This is a genomic window from Pedobacter sp. UC225_65 (assembly GCF_042698365.1).
Classification (GTDB): Bacteria; Bacteroidota; Bacteroidia; order Sphingobacteriales; family Sphingobacteriaceae; genus Pedobacter.
The window spans coordinates 2,439,846-2,463,097 of sequence record NZ_CP170550.1 but is presented as its reverse complement, the minus strand read 5'-3'; the positions used below and the strand labels follow the sequence as shown (position 1 = coordinate 2,463,097).

Sequence of the window (23,252 nt, the reverse complement as noted above, 5' to 3'; positions counted from 1 at the left end):
CTTTAACAACCTCATCATGAACAATTTATTTCGCCATATGGCTAAAGGGCTATTTTTTTGCATCTTATTTCTTGGTTTTACAAATCAATTATTGGCGCAAACACCGCAACCAGCACCAAAAACACAGATTCCACTACCTTTACCACTTAGAGAGATCAGTGGTATTGTGAAAGATACAACAGATACAGGCATTCCTTATGCTACAGTTCGTTTATTTTCGGATAAAGATACCCTTGTGGTGACTACAAATGTGGATGGGATTTTTGTATTCAAGAAGGTGAAATCTGCAAGTTATACACTGAATATCAATAGTATTGGCTACAAGGCTTTGGTAGGTAAATATAAACAGAATGATGCAGTAGCGAGAATAGTAATGGATCCGATAGTGCTGAAGAATCAGCCAAATACCTTAAATGAAATCGTGGTTAATGGAACACCATCTATTACTTACAAAACAGATACGGTAGAATATAGGGCCAAGGATTATATCGTTAGGGAAAACGCCACTGTTGATGAACTCCTGAAAAAAATGGAGGGGATGGAAGTAGGTACGGATGGTTCACTTGTACATCAAGGTACAGCTGTAACAAAAGCAAAGATCAACGGTAAGACTTATTTAGGAGGCGATGTAGCTACGGCCATCCAGAATTTACCTGCAGAAATTGTAGATAAGATTCAGGTGGTGGATGACTATGGAGACCAAGCTGCAAGAACAGGAATTAAAGATGGGGATCCAGAAAAAATATTGAATATTGTAACAAGAGCAGATAAATCTGTGGGCAATACCATGAATTTGAATGGAGGCGCTGGAAATAACGAACGTTATGAAGGCGGTTTGTTTGCCACGCGGTTAAATGCCAACCAGACCATTGGGGTTAATTCGAAAATAAACAATACCGTAAACGGCGTTGCCAATAGTGGAACAGGGAGTAATGGAGGGAGTGCTACAGGTGGAAATGGGGGTAGAGGCGGAGCTGGTGGCGGTGGGAATGGTGGCGGTAATGCGGCAGGTGGAAATAATGGTGGCAATTCATCTTCTGGAAGCGGGGGTACAAACAATACTGGAAATAATGCACTCTCATACCGCGACCAATTGGGTAAAAAAGTAAGGATAAATACAAACTACAGTTTTAATTTCACCAATAACAATCTTACAAATAGTAGTGTTTCCCAGATCTTCAGTTCAAATGGAACTACATTTTCTACAAATGACGGTTCAAGTAACAGCAATACTAAAACCCATAATTTTAGCTTTGAACTGGAAGCAGATTTAGATAGTAATAACTTTTTAAGAGTAGTGCCTACCATAACGTATTCATCAACTGGAAGTGGTAGCCAATCAGCTATTATGCAAACTGGTTTGATCCACCAAGACCAGACGGGGAAAAATACAACGACCAATACAAGGCCAGTAATTGGGGCTACGGTCTTTTATCAACACATTTTTCAAAAGCCACGAAGAAATCTATCTGTTCAGTTGAGCCTAAATGATTCGAAACAAGAATCGGATCAAGAAAGAAATTCGAACATTATCTACTATCTGGATAACAGCAATACTGTTGTTAAAGATTCATTGATCCACAGATTGGTAGAGCGAGAAAACCTGACCAAAACGTACAGAGCAAGTATGACATTTGCTGAACCACTTACGGCCAATACACAATTGGAATTTAATGGACAAGTCAATTACAATGGCTACGATAATACAGCCACAACCAGCAATATCTTTGCCAATGGAAACACACATGTAATTGATTCATTGAGTAATATCTACGATTATTCCTTTACACAAGCACGTTTGGCATTAAACTATCGCTACGGCATCAGCAATGCTTCTAAAGTGAGGTTCTCGTTAGGGTTAACGGCGGTTCCCGCAGTGCTGAGTGGCACCAAAGTGAGTTTAGGAACCACCACACATCGAAATAGTTTTAATCTGATACCCATTGCCCGTTTTCAATACCTATGGTCTAAACAACATAGCATGCAGATCAATTATTCTGGAAATGCCACAGAACCTACCTTTGATCAGATCCAGCCTGTTCGCGATGTGTCGAATCCACAAAATCCGGTAGTGGGTAATCCGAACCTAAAAGTAACTTTTAACCATTCTATCAATACCAGTTACAACAACTACATCGCTAATCAGAAACTGAATTACTCCATAAATGCCAACGCTACTTTTGTTCAAAACTCGGTAGTGAGAAATACGGTACAGATCGCAGATGCCTATAACAGTTTGAAAAATGAAACACGTTATGTGAATATTGGTGGCGTATATCGTATCAACGCCAATTACTCGGTCAGTAAACAACTGAGTCAATCGTAAATATAATTTGGCTTATAATGGTAACATCTTTTACAACCATGGGGTATCAATGAGTAATGATATCAAAAACATTACTACCACCTGGAATTTTAGCCAAAGATTTGGTCCAAGGATCAATCCAACAGAATGGTTAGAAGTAAACCCAAATGTATCTTATGCCTTTACCAAATCAAACAATACTTTGCCAACTTCTATTGACAGCAGAACAAATACTCTGGCACTCAACATTGATGGAAAAATGTACATGTGGAAAACCCTGATATTTGGATACAGTGCCAGTAAAAACTATGTAAGTGGAATAAATGCGAATGTAACCAATAACCCGTTGGTGATCAATGGCTATCTGCAAAAAGAACTATGGAAAAGAAGAGCTACGCTAACTTTTCAGGCATTTGATATCTTGAACCAGAACAATTTCGTGAACAGGAACATTACCGATGAGAGTATCACCGATACCAAAACGAATGCTTTGAGCAGATATTTCATGTTGCGTTTTGCTGTTCGATTACAAAAATGGACGGGAGTACAATCACGTAATGGCAGACAGATCATCAGAAGAGGAGACGGTAGTTTTAATTAAGTACTGATGTTGGACGTTTGATCGAGCGCTATGCTTACAAAAAAGGTTGTGCCTTTGTTTAAGTTGCTTTCAAACCAGATTTCGCCATTTTGTAATTCGATGTAGGTTTTGGCTAGCATTAATCCTAGTCCAACGCCTTTCTCCTGATTGGTTCCGTAAGTGCTTTTGTTTTTTAGCGAGAAGATATTGAAATGGTCTTCTTCGCTAATTCCAATCCCTGTATCTGTGATTTTTAAGATGCATCTATCTTTTTCTTGCTCTATGCTCAGATTGATCTCACTGTCTGGTGCAGAAAATTTAATGGCATTGTTCAATAAATTCCTTACAATCAGCTGCAACATATCTGGATCTGCTATTACCTTGATTTCATCGTCAATTGAGTAGTGTAGCTGGATATTTTTTTCCGAAGCCAATGTTTGTTGCAGAAGAATGGTTTGATACAGGGTTTGGAATAGTGAGATGCGATGGAGGTTGACCGTTATCCCTTGCATCTGGTCTTTTGACCAATGAAGAATATTCTGCAACATTTCTGAAGTCTGCTTTGTTGAAGTAAGCAGGTTTTGTTCAATTGTTTTTTTCTCCTCAGGATCAAGGTCTATTTGATTCAATAAAGAAAGATAGTTTTCTACAGAAGCCAAAGGTGCCTTTAAATCATGGGCAACGATGGAAAATAATTTATTCTTGGTATCATTAATTTCTTCTAAGGCAATTAATCTGCTTTTTGCCAGCTCTTTTTCACGGTTATAATTATTTTGGATATACATGGTGATCAAGGCGATCATTCCAGCAACTTCAACCCATGTTTGCGCTACATCTACCAATCTGTGCCGCTTATCCGGATAGAGTGGCTTTACCAGTTCTGGATTGAAATATTCCAAAACAAAAAATCCAATAACCAATAAAATATTTAGTGGAATCCATATCCTAAACTGCTTTTTTGAAGTGAGTAGGCTTAAAAGAAAGATGATCAGGATGAACGTAAACAGATTGACACTTGCAGAGCCCTCAGTAGCAAAATAAGTGGCGCCACAAAGTAGGTTAAAAACCACAGCAAATAGGCCCACGGCAATATTCATCTTGTGCTTATATCTTGAAAGGTAATAACCCAAAGCCAATATGCCGATCAACGGGAGCATGATAAATCCGTAAAAGATTAAACCCAACCTAAAATTGATAATCGCATTGATCGTTGCCGTAAAAATTGCCAAAATGCTAATGGCATGGAAAATTCTAGCCTCTAATGAAAATAAGTCTTCGCTACCAATTATGGCAGACCAACGGGAGCTGATATAGTTTTTAAGTGATTTCAAATGAGAGAGATGACCTTGCCAAATATAGAAATATATATAACAATGACTACCAGAAATCTAACATATTAGTTTACGATTGATACATTGATGTTGAGCCAATTTTGGTATATTTGGTTTAATCAAAACCACTTTCTAATGCTCAAGGACGAAAGACAGGCTTTTATTATAAAGCAGATCAATATACATAATAAGGTACTTTCTTCTGATTTGGCATTGCAACTTAATGTATCTGAAGATACGATTAGACGAGATCTAAACGAGATGGCAGAAGAGGGGAAAGTGTTAAAGGTTTATGGAGGCGCCATTTCAAAATCTTTTCACTATCCATTTCAGCAAGAAGGCGTTTATGCAAGAGATGCCAAAAAGGAAATTGCTAGAAAAGCACTCAAGCTTATCCAAAATGGAATGGTCGATCTTAACCGGTGGCGGAACAACCATGATAGAACTGGCCCGTATGGTGCCCAGCGACCTGCGTTGTACTTTATTTACTGTAAGTCCTTTATTGGCTTTAGAATTGATCGAAAGCTCTAATATTGACGTGCATTTGATTGGAGGCCAGTTGTCTAAAAATGCGCAGAATCAGTATCGGTTCGCAAGTAATCAACCAATTATCAGACATTAAAGCTGATCTGTGTTTTATGGGAACGAATGGCCTGTCTATAGAAAACGGAATTTCCGATTCAGATTGGGAAGTAGTCCAAATTAAAAAGGCGATGGTCAAATCTGCTCAAAAAACCATATTGGTCAGTATTGCCGAAAAAATAGATTCTGTGCATAAAATGAAGGTATGCAACCTCAATGCGATCAATTACCTGATTACCGATCTAGACCCTAATGATGAAGTCTTAGCTAAATACGCCAAGATAGTAACCGTGTTGTAAATCAATTCCTATTTTTTGATTGCCCTATAGATCACATCTTGGATCCGACTACGGATATTCAAGGTATTTAAAGATTTGTTTACATCATCAGGGTATACTCTATTAGACAAGAAAACATAGACCAAGTTATATTTTGGATCGATCCAAATGGCTGTTCCTGTATATCCTGTATGCCCAAATACTTCATCAGAGGCTAAAGTAGATGGATAGCCCTTGCTTAGATCGGGGTCTTTTCTGTCAAATCCTAGGCCTCTTCGGCTTACATTTGATTGCTTTGAAGTAAATAGGTCAATAGTCGAAGTTTTAAGATAGGTTGTGCCCCCATAACTGCCTTTATTGAGTAACATTTGGCAAAAAATGGCCATGTCATTGGCATTGGCAAAAAAGCCTGCATGTCCACTTACTCCACCCAACATCGCGGCACCTGGATCGTTCACAAATCCTTGTACCAACATATTCCTTAACCAGCCATCATTTTCTGTGGTCGGTACGATCTGGTCTTTCTTGAATCTTGTTCTGGGTAAAAAGCCTGCAGTTTGCATACCCAATGGACTGTAATACTTTTGATCTGCATACTTGTTCAATGGTGTTTCAGCAACCTTCTCTACCATTTCTTTCATGTAGTACATGCTCAGGTCGCTATATACATATTTTCCTCGGGTCAATACTTTATCCTGCAACATTTCAGGCCACATTACCTCATTGTAATAATTGGCCCTTAAATAATATTTATCTGCCAGCTGGGTTGGGTAACGGTCTGAAAATATAGTATCTGTATCATTGGGCTTGAGCTTTTCATAAAATTTGATGTACGGATAAAAACCAGCCTGATGCAACAACACCTCTTTTACAGTGATGGTTTTCTTTTCGGGCATTTCTCTTGTTCTGGCAATGTAGGTGCCAATGGTGCTATCGATGCCTATTTTTCCTTTTTCGTATAAATCCATTGTAGTCGCAGTAGTTGCCGCAACTTTGGTAATGGAGGCCATGTCAAAAATATCCTGGATGCGCATTGCCCTATTACCCGAATAGGTATGTTTGCCATAAGCATTGTTAAAGATAACCTTACCATCTTTTACGATCATCACCACAGCACCTGGGGTTCCTTTGGCATTAATGGCCTGTTTAATAATCAATGAAATGCTATCAAGATCGATCGCTGTTGATACCTACCTCTTCCGGTACGCTATATTTTAACCTGATGGCCTTACCGTTGGTTACAATTGCTCCAAAAATAAACTGCGCTAAACAAGAAGCACCGATAGCACTATTTGTAGGACTAATGATCACGGGAGAACGAAAAGTGCTAAAACCGCTCTTTTGATAGGTGCCATTCAATACCAAGATTACCTGTTTCGTTTTTTCAAGTTCCGTAACTAAAGCCACCAATCCTTTGCTTAAGGGTTTAGATGTTTTGAGGATAACACAATTGTACAATTTTAGGTCGTCATTTAATAGATTGAGACTGGAAATGCTTTCACTGTTATATGATTTGGCCAGTTGTTCCACTTTTGTGAATTTATTGGCAATGCTGTCAAAAACACTGGTATACTGAAAACCAAGACCTACACTAGCAATATTTAGACCCGTTAATTTAACAATAGGAAGTTGGGCCTTATCATTGTTAAACACGAGTAATTGTTTGATGGTATTTGTCTCTTCTTTTACTCGGGCCAAATTTTCCAAGTGGCTTTGTGCCGAGGAAGAAAGGGAAGCTATCAAACAGATAAATGCAAAACAGATTTTTTAGGGTAGTCATGGTAAGGTGTATTTTGATTAAACAAAAAAGCATGTGCAACTGGTGCACATGCTTTTAATTTTGATTAGATTGCCGGATCAGCAGGTGTATTTGGATTTGTAATACGTTCTTGATCAGGATAAGGATAGAAGTTTCGGTTACGCTCAGAAATGTCTGTTGGTGGCGCTGGGCGTTCAAACCTGCGGCTATCTTCTAACCTTTGACCAGTTAGGTATAACTCAGCACAACGTTGACGGTAAACCTCAACCAATAAAGCATCTTTGGTAACTGCACCACTATAAGCAGGTAACCCAGCATTTACACCAAAAATATCTCCAGAAGTTTGTGTTCTTACTTCATTGATCAGAGTTACAGCATCGGTTAACGGACCATTACTTCTCAAAATGGCTTCAGCTCTGATCAATTTCATTTCATCAGGTAGGTATACCGGTACTGAACCCAATTGATCTGCTGCAAAACCTCTAAGGGTTCTGGTCGTTGTAGCACCCGAAACAGTTGTGGTGATGTAAAATGCCTCACGTTGGTCGCCAGCTTCAAATAATGATGATGGAAGACCAAAACCAGCTCTTGGAACATAGTATTTTAAGATAGCTGAGGTATTCCATAATGGATTTACACTTACCGAGCTGTAACCAAATTGGTTTTTACTGCTCAAATCTACGGCAGTGGCATTGGTTATCGCCGCAGCGTAATTGCCTGCCATCAAGTTGTACCTCGCATTGAAAGCATACAATACATTTTTAAGATTGAAGTTTGCACCTGCAACATTTGCTGTGAAATCCGTTGATACAGGAGTTGTGGTCAATTGGGCAATCGCATCATTCAATAAACGGATGGCTTCTGCCAATACGGCTTGACGAGGAAGAAATGTAGCTTTACCAGTTTTATCGGTGTTGATATTACTTTTCTCGAATGAAGTAGCTAAGGTACCCAATGCAATGGCTTTGTATAGTTTCGCATGCGCCAATACACCAGATAAAGTACCACCTGTAAGTGTACTGATGTTTCCGGCATTGTTGATGATGTCTTCACTCATGCTCATCAACTTTTGCATGTTGGCCCATAAGGTAAGGATGCTACCATTTGCGGTAGGCAATGCCGTTCCACCTGCTTCCAATTCTAAAACATTGGTAAATGTAGCTACGCCTTGTAGTTCGCGACTGGTTACTGCAGGATAGAAATAAGAGGCAGAAATGCCACTAGTAGAATAATACTGTCTTAAGCCTACACTTAATCCAATGATGCCCGCTCTCGTAGTTAGCACATCAGCATCTGTTGGGGCATTCAGGTTTACGGTATCCATTTTACAGCTATTGGCAAATAACATGATGACCACTAATAAACCAGCTTTTATTTTATATATATTTTTCATCTTTATACAATTTATAATCAATTAAAAGGTCAAGTTAAATCCTAAAACAATTTGTCTTGGGATTGGCACCTCCACAAAATCAAATCCTCTTACTGCAGAGCTTTGTCCTGCCGCATTGATCTCAGGGTCGTAACCACTGTATTTGTCAATTGAGAATAGGTTTCTTCCAGCCAAACTAAATCTCATGTTGCCTGTAGGAAGGAACTTTGGTTTAAATGAATATGAAGCAGATACCTCTCTTAATTTTACAAATGAACCATCTTCAATCCAGTTTTCGAAAATAGAGAATAAAGCTGCAGATGTTCCTTTTGGTACCTCACCTCTTAATTCAGGTTCGTAACCTTTTAATCCTCCATATAGATCTCTATCACCTACACGTTTGGTAAAGTTGAAAACATCACCACCGATAGAAGCATCTAACTGCGCTCTAAATGAGAAGTGCTTACCAACGCTCACCTCATTGATCAATGAACCTACCCAATCCGGATTAGGATCGCCAATTACTTTCTTTAAGGTAGCACCAGAAGGTTGTCCGCCAGTTCTTCCTGCTTTTTCAGTTTGTGGTAAACCACCTGAGGTCAATAATAAAGAACCATCAGCATTGCGTGCAAAATAGGTAGCATAAAAAGCACCAAGTGGATAGCCATTTACCGCTGCGACCTGGCCAAAGCCACCAGCAAAGGTCAATACACCACCAGGAATGTTGTTCACTACGTTTTTATTTCTTGAATAGGTAGCGATTACATCCCATTTTACTTGTTTGGTAAGTATTGGTACACCTCTAACCATCAATTCGAAGCCTTTGTTGGTCATCGTTCCAACGTTGATGTATTGGCTGCTATAACCTGTACTTGGGGTAAGATTAGCCAATAATAATAGGTCTTTTACATCTTTTTTATAGTAAGAAAACTCTACACCTAAACGGTCTTTAAAGAAGCTTAGGTCTGTGCCAACTTCAATCTCTTCCTGACGCTCTGGTTTAATACCAATATTACCCAATAAGGTAGGAGAGTATACACTTGGTAAACCTGCTGAGTTTACTGGGATGTAACTGCTATATCTGTCGTATGCACCAATTGCAGTCAAGTTACCAGCTTGGCCATAAGAAGCTCTTAATTTAACACTTGAGATTACATTTGAAAGTTTACCAGACCAGAATTTCTCGTTTGATAAAATGTAGCTTGCACTTACTTTTGGATAAAACTGACCTCTGTTACTAGCTCCAAATACCGAAGAAACGTCATAACGAGCAGCACCAGTTAAATAGATTTTTTCTTTGATACCAAAAGTCTGCTGGATAAAAGCACCCATTACATTGATGTCTGATCTAAACTCTGAAGGCACTGAAACCCCATTGTTGATTGTTTGACCAATCAAACCCAATTGGGTTGCTGTAATTCCTGTTTGATAGATTTTTTCAGATTGTGCTGTTCCGCCAATACCTGTGGTTGATTGCAACCAATCAGCAAGTTTGGTCTGATACGAAACATTAATGTCGTTGTTAACTAAGAACGATGTTTTGTCGGCTCTTTTAGAAAATCCTGTATTGTAAGATGGAGTAGTGTTTCCTACAGGGATATATCCTGTACCTATCTGGGTAGAATTGTCATATCCTAAAACATAATTGATGCTTAAACCTTTGATAGGTGTTGCTGTTGCCTGGAAGTTTCCAATGAAACGACTGGTACGTTGTGCAAATTGAAAACGGTTGATGGCTTCTAAAGGATTGGTTCTTTGTACAGCTGTTGGGGATGTGGAAGGGTAAATTCCAGTTGCAGGATCCGCAGCAGGATTGATAAAGTTATTGCTGAAGATAAATCCTGTTAACGCACCATAAGCCTCATTCAGACCTCCGTTCGGAATCTCATGACTTGAACTCAATACATAGTTCATCCCTGCAGATATTTTTAACCAATCGTTTAATCTTTGGTCAACTCTTGCTCTGGCACCTGCTCTGCTAAAATCAGATTTATCTATAATACCTTGATTGAAGAGGTAGTTGCCACTTACAAAATATTGTGTGCCATTGCTGCCACCAGAAACAGACAAGTTGTTTTCCGTGCCCATGGCACTTCTAAAAATGTCATCTTGATAATCATAGCGTTGTACAGCCGTTTGAGAAAGGTCTGTAACTGTAGTGTTGTTAAATCTGAATGGATGGGTGTTCACATCCAAAGTTTTCCTTACATCACTTACTTTAAAATTGGTAGAGAAAGAATAAGAAGGTTTGCCCTCTTTACCTTTTTTGGTGAAGATCTGTACCACACCATTACTTGCCCTCGAACCATAGATCGCGGCAGCAGCTGCTCCCTTGATCATCTCCATGTGGTCTATATCAGCTGGGTTAATATCCACCAGCCTGTTTTGAGCGTAGCCGCCAAGGTCCAATAGTTCGGTAGAACTGTTGTTTACAATTACCCCATCAATAATATATAAAGGGTCTGCTGCACCTACAACGGTACTGGTACCCCTTAATCTTACACTGATACCACCTGCCGGATTACCAGAGTTTTGGGTGATTTGCGCTCCTGCAATTTTACCACTTAAGGCCTGGTCGATAGAAGTGGCGTTACTGTTCGCAAAATCCTTAGCCCCTACAGTGGAGATGGCATTGCCCAATGTTTTTCGGCTCGTAGCTACAGATGTACCTGTTACTACTACCTCATTTAGGCGTACTAAATCCTCTGTAATACTAGCATCAAGCGTAATTGATTTCTGATCCCTAGGTCTAGGTTTTGTGTATTTTGGGTATAACCTAAGTAACTAAATGTTACTTGATATTTTCCCGCTGGAATTTTGGCCACAATTTCATAAGCTCCATTTGCATTTGAAGTGGTTTCAATAAATTTATTGTTGATCCTTATGCTTACACCAGCAATAGGTAGTTTTGTTCTTCCGTCAGTTACCGTACCCTTGATCAGGTAGGGTGTGTTTTGGGCAAAAACAGATCCCACCATAAACAGTGAGAGAAAAAGTATCAAAAGGCTATGCCTATATACTTTAAATGGTTGGTTTTTTTTCATAAATTAAAATTTATTTGAGGTAAGTTTTATACTGTTTAATTATTCTGGAAAACTTATTTTTCCCATCGCTGCTGCAGGCATTTCTGGCCTGTTTTTGTAGGCTGGTTTTTCTCCTGCTATACATTCATTGGCCAATAAGGCAAAAAGGATAGCTTCTTTGGCATCTGGATCGATAGCTAGGTCAGCCGTAGTTTTAAGTTCACAGTTCAGATAGTCTCCAATCTTTTTGACCAATAGCGGATTGTGCATGCCTCCTCCACTTAAGTAAATGGTAAAAGGATTGTCTTTAGGCACACATTGCTCAATAGCCCTTACTATACCTTGAACGGTAAATTCAGAAAGCGTGGCCATGATGTCTTCTTTTGAAATACCTTGCAATTGGGTACGTTGAATGGCTTCATCTAGGTAAGTCAGGCTAAACAATTCTGGACCAGTTGTTTTAGGGAAACCAAAATCGTAAAAAGGAGTATCTAATAAGGCATTCAAGAGTTGCTCGTTAACCGTACCAGCTAAAGCAAGCTTAGAATCTGCATCATAATACATGTTCTCGTAGTTCAATTGCACAAATTGATCCATCATGGTATTGCCAGGGCCTACATCTGAAGAAAAGATCAGGTCGGATTCTTTGCCTGCTGGTAAAAAGGTAAAATTCGCAATGCCACCAATGTTCAATAAAATCCTGTTTTCTGTTAAGCTAGAAAACAATAGATAGTCGCCATAAACTGCAAGGGGAGCTCCTTCACCACCAGCTGCAATGTGTTTTTGTCTGAAATCGCTCAAGGTAATCACACCAGTTTTAAAGGCCAAATGATCACCATCGCCAATTTGTAGCGTTGCATTTGGATAGCCTTTCAAGCCATGTATAGAAATAGGTGCATGGAAAATGGTCTGTCCGTGGCTGGCAATCAGATCTACGTTCTCAACAGGAAATTTCCATTCCTCGAGACTTTGAAGGATCAGTTCAGCAAAATAAGTTCCGATATACGCATTCAGTAAAGTCACTTTTTGTAGACTTACCGTAGGTTGCGAAGAGATGGACCTCAGTTCTGCTTTAAATTCGGGGGTATAACTAACGGTTTTGAAATTCAGGACTTTGATCTTTGTGCCGATTCCTGCACCTTTAAACTCACATAAAGCAATGTCAAGCCCATCAAGTGAGGTTCCCGACATTAATCCAATAATTACCCTAGATGGGGCATTGGCAATTTGTTGTAGTCTGAGTATGTGTCTATTCATCTACTAATTAGGTTTAAATATTTGGTGTTGCAAATTGAAACAGGCACAAAAACGCATTATTATACTGCTCAATTATTGCTAGTGTAAATATATAGAATTTTAAAAATCAATTTATGCATATTTAAAATAAAAAAACGCAAGAACATGCAAAACTTTGCGCGAACTACATTTAGCCGCAATAGACAATGCTTTTGAAATCTTAAAAAGATAGTTAGAACAGGTGGTGAAAAGACAAAAAAAGAAAGTCAGATTAGATTTTGGGAGTATTTCAAATCGAATGCTGATATAAATAAGAAGTAGATGAAAAGCAAGGGAAAAAGGACTTATTAAATGGTATTTATATGGTCTTGAAACAAAAAAGCCTCTAGCTTTTTAAAGCTAAAGGCTTGATTTTCAAGTAGCGGGAACGAGAGTTGAACTCGTGACCTCAGGGTTATGAATCCTGCGCTCTAACCAACTGAGCTACCCCGCCAGGCATCTTATTTTTTAAAGAGTTGCAAATATAGAATAAATTACTTTTCTTTAGAAATAATAAGTAAAAAATAGTCCAATATTTTTAAGATAGAGGTGTTTAAGGATGTCAGAAAAGAAAAAATTTACACTAGAATATGAGTTAAGGTCATCTCCACGTATATTATTTAGTTTCATTAGCGAACCAAATGGCTTATCGCAATGGTTTGCAGACGATGTGATTTTCAGAGATCAAGTATATACCTTCACATGGGACGATGAAGTGCAGAAAGCAAAGCTGCTCAGTATAAAAGAAAACAAATTGGTTAAGTTTAAATGGCTTGATGACGAACCTCATTGTTATTTTGAGATGGAGATCGTACAGGACGAACTGACCAACGATGTAGCGCTAGCGATCACAGATTTTGCAACCGACGAGACACGTACAGAAAAAACCCAAATTTGGGACAACCAGATTACTTATCTATTGAGTGTAATTGGTGCTTAAATTTCCGTCGGTATTGTCTATCTTTGCATATTGAAAAAGATACATCTACTGTTAATTAAGGCATTTATCAGGCCTTTTATCGTCACATTTTTTATTGTGATGTTTATCCTTTTGATGTTTTTCCTATTCAAATATATCGACGATTTGATTGGGAAAGGATTTGAATGGTACACCATAGCCGAAGTAATGGTGTATGCTTCAGCTTCTAACGTGGCCATGGCATTGCCGCTCTCTGTGCTGCTCTCCTCTATCATGACTTTTGGTACCCTAGGTGAAAACTATGAGTTAGTTGCGATAAAATCTGCAGGCGTATCGCTACAAAAAGCCATGCGGCCCTTGTTTGTGCTGATCATTTGTTTAGCTGTGGCCTCATTTTACTTTTCAGATTACATGCTGCCAAAGGCAAACACGAAATACTACTCCCTTCTTTTTGATATTAGAAATAAAAAACTTTCCTTTTTGATCAAACCAGGTGTTTTTAACAACAGTATTCCGGGTTATGCCATTAGGGTAGATCACAAAGGACAAGGTGGTGTGGATTCTTTATATGGGATCATCATCTACGACCATACCGCCTCAAACAATGGTATTCCAAAGATCATCATTGCCAAACAAGGTAGGATGACCAAAACCACTGATGGAAAATACATGTTGCTCAAGCTTTCTGATGGAATAAGATACGAAGAAAGTGGAGGAGGTAGCATCTACAATCCTCGACAGACTTTGACCAGGATGCGTTTTAAGGAAACCGAAGTAAAGTTGGATTTCTCGACCTTTGGCGACATGAGCAGGACGGATGAGTCGAGTTTCAGGAACAATGCACCTATGCTTAACCGTAAAGGATTGGATCCGTAGACAAGATTCATTGAGCAAAAACTTGGATAGTGTAAATAGAAGTACCAAGATCAATGTAGGTAGTTATTATAAAACTACCAATTATGTGAAAGGCTACACAAAAGTGAAGAGCGACGTAAAAACAATTAAGGGCTCCATCCTTAATTTAATTCCTAAAAAAGAGCGTACACAAGTTATACAAAATGCAGCTGAGCTCACTGCTAGCATCAAACAGGTTGTCAATAACCGGATTTTGGGTTACCAGGATGAGAAGAAAGAGATCATTGGGGCTAGGGTAGAATACCTTAGAAAATACACATTGGCCTTTTCTTGTCTATTGTTGTTCTTTATTGGTGCGCCATTAGGGGCGATTATAAGAAAGGGTGGTTTGGGTTTGCCAGTGGTTATCGCAGTGGTTTTCTTCTTGGTGTACCATATTATTTCTACCGTGGCAGAGAAGTCTGCTAAAGAGGGTACACTAGAACCTGTTTTTGGCATGTGGATGGCGATTATCGTACTCACCCCGCTGGGCATATTTTTAACCTATAAGGCAACCGTTGATTCTGCATTGTTTGATGTCGATTACTACAAGCAGGTTATCTTAGGTTTGTTTAAGCGTAAAAAGCTTAACACCACTAACTAAAACTGTAAATTTCTTTTGAGTTTATTCATTACTTACTGATGATATTTTAGCAAAATATTGCTATGAAAAGATTGTAACTTTGTAAATGTTTATAAAGCCAAGCAAGCTAAGGTCTTGGACTTATAATTAAGACCAAAATAGAATGGAAATTAAATTAAATACGATAGCCGAAGCTATTGATGATATCAAAGCTGGTAAAATAATTATTGTTGTGGATGATGAAGACCGTGAAAATGAAGGAGACTTTATTACTGCGGCCAGAAATGTAACACCAGAAGTAATTAATTTCATGTCTAAGTATGGTCGTGGATTGATCTGTGCACCATTGATTGAAGATCTTTGTAACGACCTGAAGCTTGATTTAATGGTTCAGAACAATACGGTTTTGCACCAGACCCCTTTTACGGTATCTGTTGATTTGATAGGACATGGTTGTACCACTGGTATTTCTACACACGATCGTGCCAAAACAATTCAGGCTTTGATCAATCCAGAAACCAAACCAGAAGATTTAGGTAGACCGGGACATATCTTTCCGTTAAAGGCAAGAAGAGAAGGCGTATTGAGAAGAACAGGGCATACAGAAGCAACGATTGATCTGGCCCGTTTGGCAGGTTTTGAGCCAGCTGGCGTGTTGGTAGAAATCATGAACGAAGATGGAACCATGGCCCGTTTACCAGACCTGATGTTGATTGCTGCACAGCACCAACTGAAAATTATTTCTATAAAAGACCTGATTGCTTATCGCTTAGCTGCTGAGAGCTTGATCAGAGAAGAGGTTACGGTGAGTTTACCTACGCAATGGGGCGACTTTAAAATGACCGCTTATACACAGTTGAGTAACAATGCAACCCATTTGGCCATTACCAAGGGTGAGTGGACTGAAGGCGAACCTATTTTAGCACGCATCCATAGTTCATGCGTTACGGGTGATATATTTGGTTCTTGCCGTTGCGATTGTGGCCCTCAACTCCATAAGGCTTTCCAGATGCTTGAAGCAGAAGGTAAAGGAATCATCGTATACATGAACCAGGAGGGCAGAGGTATTGGGCTGATCAATAAATTACGTTCTTATAACCTACAGGATGCAGGCTTTGATACGGTTGAAGCAAACATTGAACTAGGTTTTAAAGGTGATGAACGTGATTATGGCGTAGGCGCACAGACTTAAGGGCGCAGGGCGTAAGCAAAATGCGTTTGATGTCTAACAATCCTACCAAAAGGGCGGGTTTAATTGGTTATGGACTTGAAATTGTAGAAAATATTCCAATCGAAATTGAAAGTAACCAACATAACGAAACTTACCTTAAAACTAAAAGAGATAAAATGGGTCATCAGATCATGAACCACTAAAATCTTTAATTAGTCAAATCATATAAGCAAGAAAGATCAAGGTTTATTTCCTTTGGTTTTTCTTGCTTTCGTTTATAATAGCTTCCTTGTTTAAGGTTTCTTTTGCTTTTTCTGCCTCTTTCTTCTTCTGTTCCCTACGGTATTTTCCTGTAATCTTCTGTAAAAACTCTTTAAAGGAATCGAATCGTTGGCTATAGATTATACCCAGCGAGTTGACATTGGCACTTTGGTCTATCCCAGGGTTGGCAAAAATACTCTGCTGTGTAGGTGGTTTGGTTCCTATTTTACCTACTAGCGTACCATCTTTTTTAATCAGTCCTAGGATTTCCAATTCCTTACCCACATCGTTCTTAGAAAATCCAATCGGTGTAAAATCATTGGCACTTTTGGTATCGGTAATACCCGCATTGATAATGATCCGACCATTGAATAATTTAAATGAAGCACTTGCATCATTTAGTGAGCGGAAGTTGATGTCGACAAAATTTAGGTTCAATGACGAAAGGAGGTTGTTGAATTGATTGAACAAAAGTTCGGTAGCCGTACTCGTTCCTACCGAGCCTAATTGCTGTCCCAAATTTTCTTGTCCAGAGCCTGGTGCAAACCTTCTTTGAATGATCAGACTTAAAGCCTGTGTACTTAGGTTATTTCCATCATTAAAATAAGCCTGTAACTCTTCCTTAACGGCAGGGTTGGCTGGGAAGAAAATATCCAATTTGATATCTGGTTTTAGCAGCAGACCACTTAGACCCATCTCAACTTCTGTTTGCACACGCTCATTGGCATTGCTACTGCGGTCGCGGTTAGCGGCCGTGTAAAGGTCTGTTAGGCCAGCACGTAGTGCATAGATGGCCTTTAGGTTGATCTGTGCCGCGGTTGGGTCTCCAATCCATCGGATCGTTCCACCTTGTCTAATGTCGAACCTTTTATTGATCACCTCTTGTGCCGTGAAATCGAAAATACCACTCTCTATGATATAGTCACCTTTCATCTGAAAACCACCTACGCTACTGATATTTAATTCGAGTTCAGCATTTCCCTTTCCACTTAACTTTCCTAAAATGGTGTAGATGTTCGCCGTACTGTTTGGATCTACTTTTAGTCTAAAGTTCATGGTCAAGCCATCAAAATTGGCCTGTTTTTTCACAACATTGGTCGTGTCCTTGCTTACAAAAGTGATAAAGTCTTTGTCAGAAATCGTTTCAGAACTATTTAAAGGAAGGTTAAAGACCGTCCCCTTTTCGGTTTTGGCATCAATGTCAATCCTCATTTTATTGGTTGGCCCTTTAAAAGAAAACTTGCCAGTGGCATAAGCCTTACCATAATAAACAGAATTGTCTTTAGATGTGGTATTTAATGCCATGAAATTAGTCGCAACAAGATCAACCTGTATGTTAGGGTTGTCGAGGTCGTTGAGGTCTACCGTGCCATTGGCGGTAGCTTTATTGCCATCCACATCTTGTAATACAAGCTCATTGATGCCAATTACACTGTTTTTTACCTCCACATTGTCATCTAAGGTATAAGCTGTCTTCAGGTAATTTACAGTCAGCTGTCCTTTGTTAAAGGAGACATCGCCGTTGATCTTGGGCTTATCAAAATTGCCTTTTACCGTCAGGTCTGCAGATACTTCACCTTTGAGATGAGAAACCAGTTTTTTAACAAAAGGTTCTAAAATTGCGAGTTTGCTATCGTTTAGTCTGACACCCAAATTGATTTTTTTGTCTTTGAGGTCGAGATTTCCTGTGATTTTAAAAGTTTCCTTGCCCTCTGTTAAAATCTTAGTATAGATGTTCGCCAGGTTGTTCGCTTTGTTATAAGAGCTGGTATCAGTTAGCTTTCCAATAAAGGTATCGTTGAAAGTTAAGGAATCAATTTCTAAACTATCCGTAATCTTGGGCGATTTTAGGATATTGTAGAGTTGTGTTTTCCCATTAACATTTCCTGCTAATTTTAGCCCAAGTGTTTTGACAAAAGGATTGATCGTTTTGAGATTGAAATTTTTAAATCCAACCAGGAGTAGGTCTTTTGGGTCATTGGATAAAATGCCATCAACAGATAATAACTGAGGGCCATTGCTTAAATCAAAATTGCTGATTTCCGTCTTTCCATTGTTGAAGTTGATCCGCACCTTTTCTTGGATGGTCCAGTCTTCACTGTTGATCTTCAAGTTAGAAGGTAAAATACTGATTTTGGCAGTAGTGTCTCCAGCAAATTCTACCAGACCGTTTAAATCGAGTTGATTGGCATCGTCCGAATTAGAAAGCTTAACGTTTAGCGAAAGACTGTCGTTTCTAAGGATATTGAGGATGTTGACGTTCTTGATATAAAGACTGTCATTCAGGTCAACCCGGTCTGAAGTGATGATGGCCTGTAGTTGGTTTGAGGTGGTATTCTCGTCAATAATGATATTGTTTGCTGTAATGCCTTTGTAGGTTAGTTTTTTAATACTTCCATTTAAGGTCGCTTTGTTGTTGCGTGAGTCGAAATTACCAATCAATATGGCCTGCTCGTTAATGGATAGTCCTGGAGCGATCAGCTCGGCAATAGGTTCAAACCTTTTGATCCGTAAGTTGAAATCAAAGATCTGGGTATTGTATTTGATGATCTGTGTATCCAAGGAAGGAACATAGGTTTTGGCGATCGCCTTGTAATAAGAAACAATCGTGTTCAGGTCATACTGCCCCTTGATACTGGCATCGAGGATATCTGATTTAACGGTTAGACTTCTATTGATGCCGATACCATTTGCATTCAACTGAACAGAATCAATGCTGTAAATTCCTTTTACATTGTTCAGTTTGATTTTTTGTATCGATAGATCTCCTTGAATATTATCGAGGTTATTGCCCGAGAAGTTGGTGCTAAAAGTAGCATCAACCATTAACGAATCCTTGAATAATTTTAAGGTTTTCAACCTTGCATTTTTAATGGAAGCCTTAAAATTGAATACTGGTAACTTTGGATTAAGATTTACACCTCCATCAAAATCCAGTTGAATATTTTTATCATTGATCTTTAGGTTGCCATCAAAGTACTTTTTATCAAAGGTACCGTTGATCTTTACATTGCGGTAGCGGTAACCATTAAAATCGATATAGGTAATGTCTCCATCCAATTTTTCGGTTAGGTCTTTGATTTCCGTGCCTTTCCCTTTTACATAAAGTGCAGATGTAATCCTACCCAAGCTCTTCTCGTTTAAAAGCTCTGCGATGTTAAAATCAAAACTCTTTACGTTTCCGCTATAAGAAGGAACACCTTTTTTATCGATTTTCATGTTCACATCAGATTTGATGCGACCTAATTTTGTCTTAAATTCTCCGTAAGCGACAAAGTCATTTTGTAGACCGGTAAATGACCCATTGAAATTGATATTGCCAAATTTGTTCACGATGACTGGAATAGACTTCATGGTTTTACCTGTAATGTCTGTCAAAATCTCATCAAGATCTTTTTTGTTGGTGCCAGCCATTTCGATATTCATATCCATAAAGGTCTGGTCCCAATCTGGTAGACCCTTCATAGAAAAATCACCCTTGATGTAAGTGGCCTTTCCTGCTTTTAGCGATAGTTTTTTTGCTTTTAGGTTGTTGACATAACCATTGATCTGTCCATCAATATCTAAGTCCAATTTCATCTTTTTAAGCGCTGGTGTAAAATAGGCCACGTCACTTGATGAGATGTGACTATTTTTAAAGTTGGCCTTCATGCGCACTTTGTTCACATAGTCGTTGAAGTCTTTGAACCGACCGAACTTCATCTGGTAATAATCAGTTAGTCTACTCTGATTCGTAACCAATAAAAGATTTTTTAATTCTATGGCATTGGTGTCGATAGTGGTAAAGGCCGAAAGATTTTTGAGATGGAAACCACTTTTTTCTTTAAAAGTAAGATTTTTGATATTGGCCTGTATCAAATGGCCATTGGTATTTAATTTTTCGAAAATACCATTGAGCTTGGTAAGGTCGATATCTTCAAAATTAATGCCTTTGATTACCGTGTCAACTCTTAGGTTTTTATATTTGAAATTGACATTGTTCAAAATGATCCTGTCAAACAAAAACTGGAATTTCTTTTTCTTAGGTCGGTTCGGTGGAGGGGGACTATCAAAATAATCAATGATAAAATCAAGGTTGGAAGAGCCATCCTGATTATCTTTCAAGAAAAATGAACCATTGTTGATCTGTACCGTGTTTACATCTAATATCCTTTCTTTTAAAGAAAGTTTATTCAGACTTACCATAAATTTAGGAAATCTGGCCAAAGTATCTTTTTGTCGGTCAAGAACGACTAGATTTTCTAAGACTACAGATTTAAATGGTTTAACATATAATCCACCAATAGAAATGGTCGTTTTTAATTCTTTAGAGAGATAAGCTGCTGCTTTTTTTGCCACATAAGTCTGCACAGGCTTAAATTGAAGCGAGAATAATATGACTGCAAGCAATATTATTATTGATGCAACGACCCAAAGCAGTATTTTTAATAGTTTTTTAATAGTTTTGTAGCTTAATAATAATCAACGTGCCTGTAATACTTGCCATAGAATCTTCTTGTGATGAAACATCGGTTGCTGTATGTATCAACGGCAAAATTACTGCCAATGTTATTGCAAACCAAACAATTCATGAAAATTATGGAGGGGTAATTCCAGAATTAGCATCAAGAGTTCATCAACAAAATATTGTGCCAGCGGTTCAGCAGGCACTTGCAATTGCCAAAGTTAACAAAAATGAGCTAAACGGTGTGGCTTTTACACGTGGCCCAGGCTTATTGGGCGCTTTATTGGTTGGGGTCTCTTTTGCCAAATCTTTCGCATTGGCCTTGGATCCTCCCGTTAATTGCGGTTAACCATATGCAAGCGCATATTTTAGCCCATTTTATAGACGAGCCAAAGCCTAATTTTCCTTTTTTATGTCTCACGGTTTCGGGTGGTCATACCCAAATTGTATTGGTAAAAGACTATTTTGACATGGAGATTGTGGGTGAAACTTTAGACGATGCTGCGGGTGAAGCCTTTGATAAAACAGCCAAGATTTTGAACCTGCCTTATCCGGGTGGTCCTTTGATTGATAAATATGCAAAAGAAGGTAATCCTTTAGCATTTAAATTTCCTGAACCACAGAATCCAAGACTTGAATTATAGTTTTAGTGGTTTTAAAACTGCAATTTTGTACTTTATTAGAGACAAACAGAAAGAGAATGCTTTATTTATCGAGCAGAATTTGGCAGATATTTGCGCTTCTGTTCAATATAGTATCGTCAATATCTTGTTAAATAAACTGAAAAAAGCAGCAAAACAATATGGAATTAAGGACATTGCGATCGCTGGTGGTGTTTCTGCAAATTCTGGTTTAAGGAACGCGCTTTCGGAAATGAAAGATACTTTGGGTTGGAACGTTTATATTCCTGCTTTTGAGTATTGCACAGATAATGCGGCGATGATTGCTATTGCAGGTTACCACAAATTTTTAGCGGGTGATTTTGTAGGGCAAGAAGTGTCGCCAATGGCAAGAATGAATTTTTAAATAAAAGAAATATGGGAACGATGAGTTATGTCTTTTTTGGTTTAATGTTAATTCCATTGGTTATCTTTTTGATATGGATGATTAAACAGGATAAAAAGAAAAACTATTTAGGTTTGTTTTTTTTGATATTGGGTGTGCTGATTGCAACTTATACCATTATCAGATTGGATAAGGATTTTATGGAGAAAAACACAAAACCTGTGGATACTCCGAAATCTTCAAGTTTTAAATAAAAAAATCATTTCGACAGCTTTTAGCAACAGATTTTTACTTTGGTAACGCTGCCATTTTAAAATCATTTTCCCGAAAACCATCGGTAGGTGCGGTATGGGCTGTCGAAATGACGGTATCGAATTATTCTTTCTCTTCTAATTTGTCGCCAGTTACTTCTGCGCGGGTCTTAGCTTCAATTTCTTCTGATAACTCAGGATTGTCTAATAACAGCTGTTTAACGGCATCTCTACCTTGTCCTAATTTAGTATCTCCGTAAGAGAACCATGAACCTGCTTTTTTGATGATGTTGAAGTCTACACCTAAATCGATGATTTCTCCAGTTTTAGAGATTCCTTCACCAAACATGATGTCAAATTCAGCAATTCGGAAAGGTGGAGCTACCTTGTTCTTTACGATCTTAACTTTAACGCGGTTACCAGAAACTTCGTCAGAATCTTTGATCTGTGAAGTTCTACGGATATCTAAACGTACCGAAGCATAAAACTTTAGTGCATTACCACCTGTAGTAGTTTCAGGATTCCCGAACATCACTCCAATTTTTTCACGCAATTGGTTGATGAAGATACAGCAACATCCAGTTTTAGAAATTGTACCTGTTAATTTACGTAGGGCCTGGCTCATTAAACGGGCTTGTAATCCCATTTTACTATCACCCATTTCGCCTTCAATCTCTGCTTTTGGCACCAAAGCCGCTACAGAGTCAATTACGATTACATCAATTGCACCAGAACGGATCAAGTTGTCGGCAATTTCTAAGGCCTGCTCGCCATTGTCTGGTTGCGAAATCAAAAGATTGTCAACATCTACACCTAATTTTTTGGCATACATCTTATCAAAAGCATGCTCTGCATCTATAAATGCGGCAATACCACCTTTTTTCTGTGCTTCGGCAATGATGTGGGTAGCTAAGGTCGTTTTACCAGAAGACTCAGGTCCGTATATTTCAATCACACGACCTTTTGGAACACCACCGATGCCCAAAGCGATATCTAAGCTAATAGAACCGGTCGAAATGGATTCAACAGCTTCTACAGCTGCATCACCTAGTTTCATTACGGAACCTTTACCGTATGATTTTTCTAATTTATCTAAAGTAAGTTGGAGTGCTTTTAATTTTTCTGCGTTTGGGTTCATGTCAATCTAATTAAGTAAAAGATAAGTATCGGCTAAAAAGAATTGTTTATAAATACTAATAACTTTAGCAAACATATTAAT

At 38.6% G+C, this 23,252-nt stretch carries 17 protein-coding genes, 1 tRNA gene and 3 pseudogenes; 11 read left to right on the top strand and 10 right to left on the bottom strand.

The annotated features are described in order from the left end of the window. The first annotated feature begins 16 nt into the window (after positions 1–16). Both ACFJIZ_RS12915 and ACFJIZ_RS12910 read left to right on the top strand, forming a co-directional pair. On the top strand, positions 17–2,326 hold the full coding sequence (locus tag ACFJIZ_RS12915) for an outer membrane beta-barrel protein (protein WP_379084582.1): 2,310 nt from the start codon (positions 17–19) through the stop codon (positions 2,324–2,326). 49 nt (positions 2,327–2,375) lie between these two features. Beyond that, a complete protein-coding gene (locus ACFJIZ_RS12910; RefSeq protein ID WP_379084579.1) occupies positions 2,376–2,906 on the top strand; it encodes an outer membrane beta-barrel protein in 531 nt (176 codons plus the stop codon). Here the strand turns inward: ACFJIZ_RS12910 and ACFJIZ_RS12905 are convergent. Then, entirely contained in the window at positions 2,903–4,216 is a 1,314-nt protein-coding gene (locus tag ACFJIZ_RS12905; protein WP_379084576.1) for an ATP-binding protein, read from the bottom strand. The genes ACFJIZ_RS12910 and ACFJIZ_RS12905 overlap by 4 nt on opposite strands. Positions 4,217–4,303: 87 nt before the next feature. On the opposite strand from ACFJIZ_RS12905, the pseudogene ACFJIZ_RS12900 reads away from it, so the two are divergent. From ACFJIZ_RS12900 to ACFJIZ_RS12890, 3 genes and pseudogenes are all read left to right on the top strand, one after another. Continuing rightward, positions 4,304–4,468 (top strand): annotated as a pseudogene (locus ACFJIZ_RS12900) (DeoR family transcriptional regulator); the annotation flags it as partial. Positions 4,469–4,508: 40 nt separating this feature from the next. Beyond that, positions 4,509–4,838: a hypothetical protein gene (locus ACFJIZ_RS12895; RefSeq protein WP_379094030.1), complete on the top strand. Its 330-nt coding sequence runs from the start codon at positions 4,509–4,511 to the stop codon at positions 4,836–4,838. Further along, a complete protein-coding gene (locus ACFJIZ_RS12890) occupies positions 4,786–5,097 on the top strand; it encodes a hypothetical protein (protein WP_379084573.1) in 312 nt (103 codons plus the stop codon). The genes ACFJIZ_RS12895 and ACFJIZ_RS12890 overlap by 53 nt, the downstream gene beginning before the upstream one ends. Positions 5,098–5,105: 8 nt before the next feature. Here the strand turns inward: ACFJIZ_RS12890 and ACFJIZ_RS12885 are convergent, their stop codons facing one another. From ACFJIZ_RS12885 to ACFJIZ_RS12855, 7 genes are all read right to left on the bottom strand, one after another. After that, the gene (locus ACFJIZ_RS12885) at positions 5,106–6,233 is read right to left on the bottom strand and encodes a serine hydrolase domain-containing protein (protein ID WP_379084570.1); all 1,128 of its coding nucleotides are present in this window, start codon (positions 6,231–6,233) and stop codon (positions 5,106–5,108) included. A 10-nt stretch (positions 6,234–6,243) separates the two neighbouring features. Next, positions 6,244–6,783, bottom strand: coding sequence for a hypothetical protein (locus ACFJIZ_RS12880; RefSeq protein ID WP_379084567.1), 540 nt, complete (start codon positions 6,781–6,783; stop codon positions 6,244–6,246). A gap of 137 nt (positions 6,784–6,920) precedes the next feature. Next, on the bottom strand, positions 6,921–8,228 hold the full coding sequence (locus ACFJIZ_RS12875) for a RagB/SusD family nutrient uptake outer membrane protein (protein WP_379084564.1): 1,308 nt from the start codon (positions 8,226–8,228) through the stop codon (positions 6,921–6,923). A 21-nt stretch (positions 8,229–8,249) separates the two neighbouring features. Then, positions 8,250–10,919, bottom strand: coding sequence for a SusC/RagA family TonB-linked outer membrane protein (locus ACFJIZ_RS12870; RefSeq protein ID WP_379094027.1), 2,670 nt, complete (start codon positions 10,917–10,919; stop codon positions 8,250–8,252). Continuing rightward, entirely contained in the window at positions 10,904–11,251 is a 348-nt protein-coding gene (locus tag ACFJIZ_RS12865) for a carboxypeptidase-like regulatory domain-containing protein (protein WP_379084561.1), read from the bottom strand. Before ACFJIZ_RS12865 ends, ACFJIZ_RS12870 begins: the two co-directional genes overlap by 16 nt. Before the next feature lie 39 nt (positions 11,252–11,290). Then, complete coding sequence (locus ACFJIZ_RS12860) at positions 11,291–12,487, bottom strand: anhydro-N-acetylmuramic acid kinase (protein WP_379084558.1); 1,197 nt, start codon at positions 12,485–12,487, stop codon at positions 11,291–11,293. A gap of 398 nt (positions 12,488–12,885) precedes the next feature. Next, positions 12,886–12,959: transfer RNA gene (locus ACFJIZ_RS12855), tRNA-Met, on the bottom strand. Positions 12,960–13,064: 105 nt separating this feature from the next. On the opposite strand from ACFJIZ_RS12855, the gene ACFJIZ_RS12850 reads away from it, so the two are divergent. The 4 genes and pseudogenes from ACFJIZ_RS12850 (at position 13,065) to ACFJIZ_RS12835 (ending at position 16,275) form a co-directional block, all read left to right on the top strand. Then, positions 13,065–13,445 carry an START-like domain-containing protein gene (locus ACFJIZ_RS12850; protein ID WP_055130656.1) on the top strand — a complete coding sequence of 127 codons (381 nt, stop codon included), beginning with the start codon at positions 13,065–13,067 and terminating at the stop codon, positions 13,443–13,445. A gap of 30 nt (positions 13,446–13,475) precedes the next feature. Continuing rightward, complete coding sequence (locus ACFJIZ_RS12845; RefSeq protein WP_379084555.1) at positions 13,476–14,300, top strand: LptF/LptG family permease; 825 nt, start codon at positions 13,476–13,478, stop codon at positions 14,298–14,300. Further along, positions 14,263–14,922 carry an LptF/LptG family permease gene (locus ACFJIZ_RS12840; protein WP_379084552.1) on the top strand — a complete coding sequence of 220 codons (660 nt, stop codon included), beginning with the start codon at positions 14,263–14,265 and terminating at the stop codon, positions 14,920–14,922. The genes ACFJIZ_RS12845 and ACFJIZ_RS12840 overlap by 38 nt, the downstream gene beginning before the upstream one ends. 142 nt (positions 14,923–15,064) lie before the next feature. After that, positions 15,065–16,275: pseudogene (locus ACFJIZ_RS12835) on the top strand (bifunctional 3,4-dihydroxy-2-butanone-4-phosphate synthase/GTP cyclohydrolase II). 43 nt (positions 16,276–16,318) lie between these two features. Here the strand turns inward: ACFJIZ_RS12835 and ACFJIZ_RS12830 are convergent. Further along, entirely contained in the window at positions 16,319–20,671 is a 4,353-nt protein-coding gene (locus ACFJIZ_RS12830) for a translocation/assembly module TamB domain-containing protein (protein WP_379084549.1), read from the bottom strand. A gap of 128 nt (positions 20,672–20,799) precedes the next feature. On the opposite strand from ACFJIZ_RS12830, the pseudogene tsaD reads away from it, so the two are divergent. Then, positions 20,800–21,803: pseudogene (gene tsaD, locus ACFJIZ_RS12825) on the top strand (tRNA (adenosine(37)-N6)-threonylcarbamoyltransferase complex transferase subunit TsaD). A gap of 77 nt (positions 21,804–21,880) precedes the next feature. Then, positions 21,881–22,036, top strand: a complete 156-nt coding sequence (locus tag ACFJIZ_RS12820) for a hypothetical protein (RefSeq protein WP_379084547.1) — start codon at positions 21,881–21,883, stop codon at positions 22,034–22,036. 121 nt (positions 22,037–22,157) lie between these two features. Here ACFJIZ_RS12820 and recA read toward each other — a convergent pair whose 3' ends face one another. Next, entirely contained in the window at positions 22,158–23,171 is a 1,014-nt protein-coding gene (recA, locus tag ACFJIZ_RS12815) for a recombinase RecA (RefSeq protein WP_379084544.1), read from the bottom strand. Positions 23,172–23,252 lie beyond the last annotated feature (81 nt).